7 protein-coding genes are annotated in these 12,508 nt (G+C 41.9%); 2 read left to right on the top strand and 5 right to left on the bottom strand.

Annotated elements, in window-relative coordinates:
- Window positions 1–38: 38 nt before the first annotated feature.
- Window positions 39–476 carry an adenosylmethionine decarboxylase gene (gene speD / locus WA1_RS19230; protein ID WP_033334787.1) on the top strand — a complete coding sequence of 146 codons (438 nt, stop codon included), beginning with the start codon at window positions 39–41 and terminating at the stop codon, window positions 474–476.
- A 435-nt stretch (window positions 477–911) separates the two neighbouring features.
- On the opposite strand, the gene WA1_RS19225 is transcribed toward speD, so the two are convergent.
- Window positions 912–1,166, bottom strand: coding sequence for a peptidoglycan-binding domain-containing protein (locus WA1_RS19225; protein ID WP_017741937.1), 255 nt, complete (start codon window positions 1,164–1,166; stop codon window positions 912–914).
- Between the two features lie 535 nt (window positions 1,167–1,701).
- On the opposite strand from WA1_RS19225, the gene hetI reads away from it, so the two are divergent.
- Entirely contained in the window at window positions 1,702–2,421 is a 720-nt protein-coding gene (gene hetI / locus WA1_RS19220) for a 4'-phosphopantetheinyl transferase HetI (RefSeq protein WP_017741938.1), read from the top strand.
- A gap of 240 nt (window positions 2,422–2,661) precedes the next feature.
- On the opposite strand, the gene WA1_RS19215 is transcribed toward hetI, so the two are convergent.
- From WA1_RS19215 to WA1_RS19200, 4 genes are all read right to left on the bottom strand, one after another.
- Window positions 2,662–3,627: a class I SAM-dependent methyltransferase gene (locus WA1_RS19215; protein WP_017741939.1), complete on the bottom strand. Its 966-nt coding sequence runs from the start codon at window positions 3,625–3,627 to the stop codon at window positions 2,662–2,664.
- A 210-nt stretch (window positions 3,628–3,837) separates the two neighbouring features.
- Window positions 3,838–5,361 (bottom strand): thioester reductase domain-containing protein, encoded by a 1,524-nt coding sequence (locus tag WA1_RS19210; protein WP_017741940.1) that lies wholly within the window; start codon window positions 5,359–5,361, stop codon window positions 3,838–3,840.
- A gap of 200 nt (window positions 5,362–5,561) precedes the next feature.
- Window positions 5,562–7,202, bottom strand: a complete 1,641-nt coding sequence (locus tag WA1_RS19205) for a PfaD family polyunsaturated fatty acid/polyketide biosynthesis protein (RefSeq protein WP_017741942.1) — start codon at window positions 7,200–7,202, stop codon at window positions 5,562–5,564.
- 227 nt (window positions 7,203–7,429) lie between these two features.
- Window positions 7,430–12,289, bottom strand: a complete 4,860-nt coding sequence (locus WA1_RS19200) for a PfaB family protein (protein ID WP_017741944.1) — start codon at window positions 12,287–12,289, stop codon at window positions 7,430–7,432.
- Between the last annotated feature and the right edge of the window lie 219 nt (window positions 12,290–12,508).

Genomic DNA, 12,508 nt, shown 5'->3' with positions numbered 1-12,508 from the left:
TCTGTAGTTTTCTGTGTTTTAAGGGTGAAAAATTGAAAATGCTATCTTACCCGGTGGGGGGCATACCTTTGGTTCCAGTTGGCAGACACTGCATTTTAGAGCTTTACAACTGTCCAACACACCTACTCAACAATCCTGTTTTTATGAAACAGGCTCTTGAGGAAGCGGCTAAAGTGGCAAAGTCCACTTTGCTTTCGGAGCTCACTCACCATTTCGAGCCTTATGGAGTCACTGGTCTAGCACTTTTAGCCGAGTCTCACATCTCAATACATACTTGGCCGGAATATGGTTATATAGCTGTGGATATCTTTACCTGCGGCGAACATGCCGAACCGGAGAAAGCTTGTAAGTACCTTGTACAAGCTTTCCAAGCTAGCAATCATACCCTCTTAACGCTTCCCAGAGGGAAGTTATCGCCTGAAATCCAAACACAACTTGAGGAAAGTTTGGTTCTTCAAGTTGCTGGTGAACGTTAGTCATATCAGTCAGAAGTACACAGTTATCAGTAAACTGTACGCAAGTCAGTAAGGGATTTCCAAGAATTGAACGAAGGAAGAAGAAAGAAGAAAGAAGTTTTGTTTTGAGATGGGGATTCAGACTCAAGATAAGAACGGGCAACCCTAAGGGGATGGGGTTTTAAACCCCTATAGAAAGAAGTTTGTTCGCGAAGCGTGCCGTCTTCGGCATAGAAATTCCAACTTCGGTCCTTCCTTCAAACTTCTTCCTTCGGATAAATTACCACTACTTGTGGTACGGGCGTCCCCGCCCGTTCTATACTAGTGACGGCTCGTGCCGCCCGTATCACAAGAGATATTTGAAGACTTTTTATTTGGAAGTCCCTTATCCGAGCAGTATTGCATCTTGTGGGGTGGGCAATGCGCCCCGCACCACAAGACATCTCCAATACCCAATTACTCCCAGAGTAAACCGCCCAAAACGTCCCAAGTTCTGGGACCAACGATACCATCTACACGCAAACCATTATCTGCTTGAAAGCTTCTTACAGCTTCATCTGTTTGCTCCAAGAAATTTCCAGTGTTGAGATTTCTCTCAAGATAGCCTAAAGAAATGAGGATATTCTGTAGCAATCTTACAGATGAACCAGTATCACCACGTTTTACAGAGGGTAGTTCTCTAACAGCAGATGCTTGAACTTCGGGTTCCATAGTTTGTTTTCCTTGAATAATGTACTGATTAATTCATCACTGCCATCATCGGAAATTACGGTTTTTTTTATGGTACTCACCAGGGTAATATTTTGCCAAGTCTTCTGATTTCTAACTTTAGAATAATTAAATAATTTATAAAAGACGAAAATTGAGCCAAAATGGTTTCCAAGTAGACTATTCGTGTCAGCTCCTGAAATAGTATAATAAAAGGTAAGTCAAAAAGCAAAACCGATTTTGACAACTCACTTTTTTATCTCCTGAAAAAGCGACAAGGCTGTTTGACTGTGTGATGTGAGTTTAAGCATCGGGTTATACAGCAGTCTTCTGGTGCATACCCGGTAGGAGGAAAGGAGGTAACTCTACCAATCCTCAATGTCTTGTCATGTGAGCGGTAAATTACTAGATACTGGTTGGGAACGGTAGTTCACAATCGTAGGCACTACCGCAGGCGAGGAAAACCTACCTCTCCCTCCCTTCAAAATTTAGGTATTGAAATTTCAAGCATTCATTCCGATCCTTACTGCGTAACTCAATGAGCGTTGATAATTCTTCGTGGCTGACTGCACCAACAAACTTAACCCTGCTACAGGATGAAGTTCATGTCTGGCGAATTAACCTTGACCAACCAGATGCACAACTACAACATTTAGCAGCTACTCTATCTAGTGATGAAGTTTGTCGGGCTAAGCGGTTTTATAAAGAACAGCATCGGCAGCGTTTTATTGCTGGTCGGGGGATCTTGCGTACTATTTTAAGTCGTTATTTGGAAGTGGAACCGCAACTTTTGCAGTTTTCTTACGAACCTTCAGGCAAACCTATCTTAGCTGATTCCTTTGCCGATCGCAAGCTGTGGTTTAACCTCACCCACTCTCAAGGGTTAGCCTTGTGTGCAGTGAGTTGCGATCGCCAAGTCGGTATAGATTTAGAATATGTTCGCCCAATTTCGGATGTTCTCAGTCTTGCCAATCGGTTCTTTGCACCAGGGGAGTATGCAGTGTTAAGTTCGCTGTCACCTCACCAAATGCAAGAAGTATTTTTCCGTTACTGGACTTGTAAAGAAGCATATTTAAAAGCAACTGGCGTGGGAATAGCACAATTAGAGCAAATCGAGATTATGCTGACACCAGGGCAACCAGCTAAGCTAAAAACAGAGCAACAGTGGAGTCTACTAGAGATTGTACCTGATAGTAATTCTGTTGCGGCGATCGCTGTGGAAGGTTCTGGGATTCGTCTCACCCGTTGGCAATATTAATTTGAAGGCAGAGAGCAGATGGCAGAAAGGTTTTTCTCAAAACTTTTTCTTTCATATATGCCCTCTGCCTTGAAAATAGGGAGTGGGGAGTAGGGAGTGGGAAAGAGGGATTTTCATGTAAGATCAGTGAAAATTTTTTCATTGGGACTGCCTTGTTTAAAAGTCTGATAAAGAGTCAGATCCCCGACTTCTTGAAGAAGTCGGGGATCTTGTGGACAAAATTTTTTAAACAGGGCGTTTCTACATTTTACGAAAAACTATAGTCATCTCAGTTTGAAAACTCAGCCAATAGCCGAAAATGGCGTAGAAAAGAAACTTATGAGAACTTAGCGCTTTCCGTAAGTCGAGAGATTCATAAATAACATTTAAAGTGCTGTCAAAGAGGCGCTGGTATTGATTCCAGGCACGAGTATTTAAACCGAACAAAAGTGTATCGTGAAAAGCGCGGTCAATAAATTTTATAGGTTTCCAACCTTGACAACGTCCCAGGGATTCTAAAGTTTTGCGAGTATAAATGTGAAGATGGTAGGGCGCATGCACTGAGTTATAGTAATCGGATAAATAAGGTTGATTTAAGTCAATTTTAGCTGCATTTGGTGTACCAATGAAAATATAACCACCAGGTGCAAGGACACGATCTAACTCGCGTATGAGTGCATATGGATCTTCAACATGTTCGATAACGTCCTGAAGCAAAATGTAATCAAAAGGCCCTTTCTCAAGTGTTGCAGGATTGCCAAAACCATTTTTGGGCGCGTAAGGATCGTAACCGTAACAATTTGTAAAACCGCGTTCTTGAAGATACTCTATAAACAACCCGTTAGCACAACCGTAATCAAGCATTGAGTGAGTTTTGGAAAACCCCTGCTTTGTAAGTTGTTGGTGCAGATTGTTATATAATATCCGCAAAACCCAAGTTAGCTTTGCATTAGCAAACGGGTATTTTTCGTAGTAATGCGCCAAATCTACAACGTCCAAGCAGTGAATGGTTTTGCACTGAGGGCATCGCCAAACTGGAAATTTCTCATTCCTAAAAGCTCTGACATTACAGGGAAAGTTGCGAAATGCAGAAATATCGTTAAGAGGTATGGTGTAATCGCAAACAACACATTGATTGCGTTTTTGACCAATTCTTGGGAAAGTGCGTGGGGATAAAGCAGAATTCAAAGCAGGGTTTGAGAGATTCGCGATCGTTGTATTAGACATCTGCAATTTTAATAACTGTGGAAATTTGCTGTTTTCATGAAAAAAACCTCGCAGTATTGGATTGGGATGAGGTTTTTACACTTGGTAATGTCTAGGTAAACAAAATTTTTAGACAAAAAACTCTTCTTTCCTCTGTGCCTCTGCGGTTAAATAAATTACTTTTGAACCGCAGAGGCACAGAGGACACAGAGAGAAGAGTAAGAGGTGTGACTACGCTACTTTCAAGAAACCGCTTTCAATGAGATAAGCAGAGTAAGTCATGAATAACCTAGAATCGATGGGGGGACAAACAATAGAGCTTCCTGCTAGGGCATCAAGGGTTTCCCGACAACTGATAATAGGTCTTTTTGCTTGCAGGTATAAATCTGGAATAGTTAGCCCTTCTTGCGACCACTTCTCAAGCAAGAAAGGTCGCAGTGTATACAAAGAATTGTCGCCAGAAGATAGGCTCTTCATTAATTCTGATTGCCACGCGTCATAAGGCATCAGTTGGATGGGATAACCAAAAGAGCGCATCCAATCCACTAACATCTTTAAGGGTACTGGTTGAGGATGTTGTAAGTGGAAAGCCTTACCAATCGATTCTTTTTGCTGCGATAAATAAACAACTGCTTTGCTCACATAGTCTACAGGAGACATATCCATCATGTAATCTACATCTGGAAAATACCCCATCTCCAGACAGCCTTTTATCATCAAGCAGATAAAGTCATTCGTATTGGATACACCTGTTTCGCTGTGTCCGCCAATTAACGGAGGTCTGTGAATTGTGATGGGTAGTCCGCGTGAGCCTGCTAGTTTGACTAGCTTTTCAGCAACCCATTTTGTTTGAGAGTATCCTAGAAAAATACCTTCCCAATGGTCAAAGCTATCGTGCTCTCTGACAACTTGACCGGCATAAACAGGGGATTCAAAAATTGCCACACTAGAAACGTAATGCAGGGGCTTAGTTTTGATATCACTTGCCAAGCGAATCACTTCTTGCGTGCCTAAAACATTAGCAGTCTTAAGTGCAGAGTAAGGATATACATAATTCAGCATAGCAGCACTGTGATACACGGCATCAAGGTTAGCTGCTAGCATATCAAAGCCTTCTTTGCTCAGACCAAGAAGGGGCTGAGACAAATCTCCAGGAACAGCAATGATTCTAGAACTAAATTTGTCTTCCCAAATGGCATACTGCTGCAAGTTTTGCTTCAACTTGCGCTTACCTTCCTCAGAATTAGATGCGCGTACCAAGCAGTAAATATCTGCATGAGTTGATTGAAGCAGTTCGTAAATAATAAAAGCACCTAAATAACCCGTTCCTCCAGTTAAGAAGACATTATTGAGTTCAGGGGTGAATTCAAAAGATGAAGATGCAGGTCGGATATTTGGGTCTAAAACAACCTCAGCACTCAAATCTAGAGTTGCAGCTTTTGCTGCAGAAGAATTTGCTAGGGATGCATTCTTGGTGTCTGAAACACCCGAATTTTTCTCTTGCGATTCTTCAGCCAAGCGTTCTGAAAGAGCCGCGATATTAGGATAATGCCACAACAGCATTGGAGAAACTTCAAATCCCAGCATCTTTTCTGTTTTGGTAATCAGTACCATACCCTGGGCTGAATTCAAACCATAACTATCTAAAGGCTCTTGAACATTGATTTCACGTGGTGAAATCTTTAAAGCTTCCGCAAGATTGGATACTAACCATGCTTGAATTTCTTCTGAAGTACGAGATTGATTGGAAACCATATTTACCTCTTGAAATTTTGGATTTTGGATTTTGGATTTTGGATTGGGGATTGGGGATTGAAGATTTGGGATTGGAGATTTGGGATTGGAGATTATACCAATTTGAAAAAAGAACGTGACAGATAGTTGGGTGAAATTCAATTCAGTCAGGACTATCTCAATCCAAAATCCAAAATCTAAAATCTAAAATCCCTTATCCCCTAATTTGGCAGATATTGACTGTAGTAGTCAGTCATTTGCAAGCCTTGAATTTTCAAACTTTGAATGCGGTGTAAATATGCTGCTCCCGTCATAATATGATGAGCAACATCAACAACTTTGCGATTCTTTGGTTCAGCGAGGTAAGAGCCACTGACCCAGTTATTAAAGCTTCCTATTGCTGGACCGCACCAAACTTGATAATCAACTTCTCTTCCCTTTTCTCCAGCAGTAGACCAACGAGAGGATAATCCTAAATACCATTTAAAAATTGCCGCCATTTTGATTTTGGGATTGCTGGCTGCTTTGTTGAGTTTTTCCGGGTTTCTTTGGGATAAATAACTAACAGTTTCTTCCCAAACTTGGTCTAAAGTCTTGCGAAAAATCTGTTTTTCTAACTTCTCTCGTTCTTGATTAGGAATATCATCAATTGAGTTATAGTTTCTGTATAACTCATATAATTTTTGCGCTCTTAAAGCAAACATAGTTCCTTTCTTGAGAACTTGAAGTTTAACTCCCATTTCAAACATATCTGCAGCCGGAGCCATCATGAAATCAGCCATATCGGCTTGCGCTAGTAATTGCTTGGTATATTCGCTTGTTCCTGCTTCAACACAAGATTGATTGATCGATCCTGTCACCACATAAGCAGCACCCATCATAAATCCTGCTAAAGCTGATTGTGGTGTACCAATTCCTCCTGCAACTCCAACTCGAATGGGTGTTGAGTAATGATATTTGTCCTGAATTTCATTTTTTAAAGCCAGAATCGAAGGTAACAGACACACTAGGGGGCGATTGTCTGTATGACCGCCAGAATCTGCTTCTACAGTAATATCATCAGCTATTGGTAATTGTGCTGCTAAATTTGCCTGTAATTCAGTAATCAGCCCTTGTTGAACAAGTTCTTTCAAAATTTTTAGCGGTGCTGGTTGGAGAAATTTACTCGCAACTTCTCGCCGAGAAATTTTGGCAAGGACTTTGTTTTTAATTTCAATTTGATTTCCAGCATTAACGCCTAACCCTGCAGCACGATAATAGACAATATTGGGAGTTAAATCCAAAAATGCAGATGCTTCTATGGTTCTTACCCCATATTTGAGGTACAAATCCACCGCACGACGTTCATTCGCAGGTTCATTGGGGCTGTGAATCAAATTAAAGGCGTAGGGACCTTGGGGTAATGCTTCTTGAATGCGATGAATCGCTGCTTTTAGTCGATCCGGACTCAATCCACCCGCTCCGAAAGAACCTAATAGTTTTTCTTTCCCCAGTGCAATGACCATTTCTTCAGAAGCAATACCACCAGCCATTGCACCAGTAGAATAAGCTGATTTCACGTCGTGAAATGATAAAAAACTAGGGTCTCCTAAATTTGCTGTTGATACGGGTGGGGTTGCTACCAAAAGTTCGGCTTGTCCTGTTTTCCCATTGTCTGTAGGAGAGAGATAACCATCGTTGGTCACACCAATTTTTCCGGCGACTCTAATGATGTAGCATGGTTTCTCTAATTTCAGCAATTTCTCTTTGATTGCTGAGTGTTCAAAAGCAACGCAATCTAATGCGCCTTTCCACACTTGGTTGTAATGGAATGAGTTGGTGTGGAAGTTGAGACCGTTATCGTAGTTAGTTAAAACTGTCATTGGTTAGTTGTTAGTTGTTAGTTGTTAGTTGTTGGTGGTTGGTGGTTGGTAGGGGCGCGGCGGCCTTGCGCCCGTATAGTGGTTGGTGGTTGGTAGCTATGAGAATCTTGTTGAATTATGAACTTTTTAATGAACCGCAGAGGCGCAGAGAGCACAGAGAGAAAAAAGAGTTGATTTTCACGCATTCTACTAGATTCTTACAGCTACTAACTACTAACTACTAACCACTAACTATTTAGCAAATTCTCAACACAGGTTAGTTGTAATTGAATGATTTCACTCATTTGTTGACTAAATTGATGTCTTGATTTTAAGAACTTGGCGTGGGTTTGATGAACAATAAAATTGTTATTGCTTAACTTTTCATATTGGGTCTTGTTTGGGTACCGTTGAGTGGTGATGTGACTAAGTTGTTGAATGTTATTTGGTGTTGACAAGGTTCTATGGGAAACAATTTCTTGAGTTGTTTTTTGCTCACCAGATTGTACTCGTTTTTTAGGTTCAAAACTGTTATTGGGGGCATTTTTCATGTTTAATTTTTCGGGCTGGGGTATTGATGGTGTAATAATGTTGTGAATGTTGCTTGCGGGTGGTTGGTTGGGAATGGTCGTTTTGGGGTAATTTCTGCTTTCTGATTCTGTAGATTGCGGTTTGTTCTGTTGTTGCTTGGTATCAATGCGCGGGGGTAGTTTGCGGGCTGCGTTTTGGAAAATTTTTCGGTTTTCGTCTGTTAAAATACTGGCAACAATTCGGTTTCCTTGAGGAACTTTTTCCTGTGGGATTTCTCCGATTGGGGTAGCCCTTCCTAAAGTGAGTGTTTTGACTGTTGGTTTGCGTTGGCTTGATGCTTCTGATGTTTCACCGTATAAGAGTGATAAGTCTACGGCGACTTGATGGCTGAGGAGTTTTCCTAACGCTCTTATAATGGAAGCATGGTCGTCAATGCCTCTTCTATTGAGGGGTATGGTAATGTGTTCTTTGTTTTCTAAGATTTTATCTATCCATCGCGAACAGACGTTACCAGATCCTGCTTCAATAAATATTCTTGCCCCATCGTCGTAGACTCGGTTAACGAGTCGGGGAAAATCTAGCGGTTGACACAAACCTTTTGCTAAACTGCGTGCGATCGCATGACTCTCAAGTGGTATCGGTTCGTATTCTGCTGAGGAGTAAAAGGCAATTCCGGGTATATTGTGTGAGGGTAAGGTGTTGACTCTCACAACCTCTTCGTACTCAGACTGCATCGGTTCGCAATGGATTGCGTGGTTGAAAGGGGCGCGAAAAGCGTTGCAACCCAAGGTTTTAATAACTCTCTGACAACATAAAGAATCACCAGAAATCAGGACTTCTTCTGGTGTATTAATTTGAGTTAAGTAAACGCGATTTTCATGTTTGAGGCATTCTTGAACTTGAGATGGGCTTGCCATCAAAAGATAAGTACTCCAAAAATCATCGTTGGACGATGGCGTTTTTGGCAATCCCCAATGTTCGCGCACGGCATTTTTTGGCCCAGCTATTCTGTCTGCAAACAAGGGAGAGGAGTGAAAGGCATTAATTCCTTCGCTAAAGTTACTCCACACTCCCATAGCAGTCATCATGCTTGTCTCCCCCAAGCTGTAGCCAAAGACGTATTTTGGCTTAACTCGGAAATCATCTCGTACAATTGTTGTAATCAGTCTGGCAAATGCCATATCTGTTTCAAAGATTGCTAGGGCATTATTCAGTAACTGCTTTTCGAGACTTTCCAACTGCTTGGTTGATAATTTATTTAAGCTTCTAGGAAAGACAAGTTGAGAAACTTCTGCAAACAGGCTGAAAAGACTCTTGATAACTGTATCACCGTGAACTCTTGGGAACAAGCGAAAGAGCGTTCGACCAATGCCAAGATAAGAATTGACAGCAGCCGGATAGACGTAAGCAATTCCTCCCTTTTTGCCGAGTGGTTTTGCTGTGAAATAACTCCCTGCTGGTGTTTGCCAATCTTCCCCACTCTCAAAAGCCTTATTCACTCCTTTGACAGCAGATTCCATTTCTCTTGCTAACTCATTTTTATTCCGTCCCAAAATGGCGAGGGCGTAGTTAGCTTCAGAATGTTTTTGAAATTCTAGAAAACTTTGGCGTGCTACAGCCGCTAAAGAATGAGAATTATCTATGGTTGTTTGGAGAGCGTTAACCTGCTGGAGTAACTCAGTGCGATCGCAACCTACAATTGGGAACAGGTAGTAAGGCATTTGCTGCAGATACCTGCTGTTATGCTGTTGCTGTTCGGGTTCGTCTGATAGGATGATATGGGCATAGGTGCCATCCATTCCCATGTTGTTAATTGCAGCGACTCTCTTTTTAGCATCCTTACCTAAAAACCAAGGTCTTGATTCCGCGCTCACATAAAAAGGGCTACCTTGCCAAACTTCTTGGTTTTTTACACCAGACCATTTAGGAGTTGCAGGAATATACTTGTGATAGAGACACAGTGCAGTTTTAATCAAGCTAGCCATACCCGAAGCAACATAGGTATGACCGATATTGGCTTTGACGCTTCCAATGGCACAGCTTAAATTATTTTCGCCTGCGGGATACGCTTGAATTAAACCCTTGATTTCTGCTTCGTCTTCTTGGGAAATTCCACTACCATAAACTTCCAAATATTCTACGTCTGTGGGTTTAATACCAGCCATTTGAAAAGCTTCTTGGCAAGCTTGGCTGACTGTCCCTGCATCAAGTGATGTAATTCTAACCGCAGACGAACGCTGATGGACGCTGATATTTTGTTCTTCTATCTGCGTGCGTCTGCTACAGGGTGCGGTTCCAAAACCAACAGCATCTACAACTGCATATATACGGTCATTGTCTTTTTTAGCTGTATCATGGCGCTTCAGTACAACAGCCCCTGCACCTTCGCCAACTATCCAGCCATTTGCTTTCTGGTCGTAACTTAAAGTATTTGTACCTGTATTAACTGGTGCGAGTTTGCTTCGTAATAGGACATTTTCCAAACCTCCCGCCAAATCCACAGCACCTATTAACACGGCATCGACTTCTCCGGCGGAGAGTAGCATTTGTGCTATCTCTAAGACTTTGAAAGTGGAGTTTTCTCCTGCAGTCACAGTGAAAGTTGGACCTGTGAAATCCCAAAGGGAGGAGATGCGACTTGCCATAATGTTAGAGATATAGCTGAGATATTCCGCAATCTCTACAGGATGGTGAACGGCATCTTTGGTAATGTTTTCCAGTTGAGCAAGTTTGTCTTCCGGTAAAGAAATTCCACCAGTAGCCAATCCTTCTTTGATTTGCCAAGACAAATTCCATCTTTGCTGTAACTGGTGTACTGAGAATTCTGTCTCCGCCGCAATCAAAACGGCGACATTTCCACCCTCTTTCAATCCTGCATCTTTTAAGGCGCGATCGGCAACTTTCAAAAGTAACAGTTGCTGCGGGTTAAGCTTTGCTAGCTCATTGGGTGGGATTTTATATGATAGGGTATCTAGTTCTAAATCTTGGATGTAAGCCCCCACGGGTGCTTTACCTTCTGGCAATCCGTACTGCTGAAGTAGGTCTTGTCGATCTTCTATACCATGCCATCTGTTTGAGGGAAGAGGAATAAAATTTTGTGTTCCATCATAAATGCTGCGGTCAAAAGCATCTAATCCATTACAGGAACCGAAAAACGCATCCATACCCACGATAGCGACTTTGGCTACTGGTGTCGGGGGAGTGGGGGATGAGGGAGAATTTTCTCCTTGTTCCAAAATCATATGTGCGTTAGTTCCACCAAAACCAAAGGCACTAATAGCTGCTCGTTTAACTGGTGTTTTGTTGGGCCAATCAGTGGTACTGGTAACAATTCTTTGAGGTGCGATGACGTTGTTCTCTGTTCCTATGGGGTCACTAATATTGATAGTCGGTGGAATGACACCCTTGGACATACTTAAAAGGGCTTTAATCAAGCTGACGGAACCAGCCGCAACTAGCAAATGCCCAACATTTCCCTTTACAGAACCTACTAGAGGGGTTGCTTGATGTTTGCCGAAGAATGTTTCTACTGAATTAAATTCGGTAGTATCTCCCAATAGTGTACCGGTAGCATGGCACTCCATGTAGTCAATGTCTTTCGGGCTGATTTGTGCTTCTTTGTAAGCCCGTTCAAAAGCGAGAATTTGTCCTTTGGAACTGGGGCTAAGCAAGTGCTTACCCCTACCATCGTTAGAAAGCCCTGTACCAGAGATAGTAGCGTAAATGCGATCGCCATCTTTAACTGCATCGCTGTATCGTTTCAGGACAACCATCCCTACTCCATCTGCAGTAATCAGCCCTCGCGATGACTTATCCAAAGGACGGCTGAGGTCATTATCTTCAGGATATCCTTGGATACCAGAGAACAACATCCGAATAAACAGAGGGTCAGAACAACTAATACCTCCAGCTAACATTAAATCTGCTTTATGCGTCCGCAAATAATGAGAGGCTAGTTTAGCAGCGTATAACGGTGAAGAACAAGCAGCGTCAATACACAAATGAATATTTGATAAAGCCAAAGCTTGAGCAACAATTGCAGCTGGCAAACCCGATATCATTGCATTGTGAGCAGAAACTTTTGCAGGCTCATTTGGAGAAGTGAAATCAAAGTTCTGACACTGCAAAAGTTCTTTAATGGCGGGGGATAGTACCTGCTGATAAATGGGAGCAAATATTTTATTGGAGAATTGGGTAGGCAATGAGAGTGCGCCTAATATGATTCCACATTTTGCAAGAATCGCTTCATTTCCTAGATAACCGCTATGCTGCAATGCTTGTTTTGCAGTATCAAGAGACCACTTGAAGGTATTATCTAAACTTTGCAGAAATTCTGCGGGTAGTTTATATCCAGTTGAGTCAAACTGAAAGTTACGAATAAATCCTCCTTGCAGAGAATAAAATTTATCAGCTTGACCTTTGGCTGGATCGTAAAAAACTTGTGGATCGACTCCTATTTCTTGAGTAGTAACAAATGATGTTGAATCTTTTTGTTGAATAAGGTTCTGCCAAAATTCTTCTGAGTTTTTGGCTTCAGGAAAAAGACATGAAAATCCAACGATCGCTATTTTTTCCACAATTAATTTCCTTGTAATAGTTAATTCGAGGGATTAGGGGTTAGGGGGTAGGGAGTAGGGAGTCAATACTGCGTAGGTTTTGCGTAAAAATCCGAAAATACGTAGGTTGGGTTGAGGAACGAAACCCAACATTTACAGGACATTGTTGAGTTTCCCCAAGGGGAAAGCCCAACCCACAAAATTCTTATCCGAGTAGTATTGAGTCGGGAGTAGGGATTA

The sequence above is a fragment of the Scytonema hofmannii PCC 7110 genome (assembly GCF_000346485.2).
Lineage (GTDB): Bacteria > Cyanobacteriota > Cyanobacteriia > Cyanobacteriales > Nostocaceae > Scytonema > Scytonema hofmannii.
This window is presented reverse-complemented; position numbering and strand designations above follow the sequence as displayed.

Excerpts from the sequence above, each read along its gene's own strand:
- speD (WP_033334787.1), top strand. The coding sequence starts at position 39 with ATGCTATCTTACCCGGTGGGGGGCATACCTTTGGTTCCAGTTGGCAGA.
- WA1_RS19225 (WP_017741937.1), bottom strand. The coding sequence starts at position 1,166 with ATGGAACCCGAAGTTCAAGCATCTGCTGTTAGAGAACTACCCTCTGTA.
- hetI (WP_017741938.1), top strand. The coding sequence starts at position 1,702 with ATGAGCGTTGATAATTCTTCGTGGCTGACTGCACCAACAAACTTAACC.
- WA1_RS19215 (WP_017741939.1), bottom strand. The coding sequence starts at position 3,627 with ATGTCTAATACAACGATCGCGAATCTCTCAAACCCTGCTTTGAATTCT.
- WA1_RS19210 (WP_017741940.1), bottom strand. The coding sequence starts at position 5,361 with ATGGTTTCCAATCAATCTCGTACTTCAGAAGAAATTCAAGCATGGTTA.
- WA1_RS19205 (WP_017741942.1), bottom strand. The coding sequence starts at position 7,202 with ATGACAGTTTTAACTAACTACGATAACGGTCTCAACTTCCACACCAAC.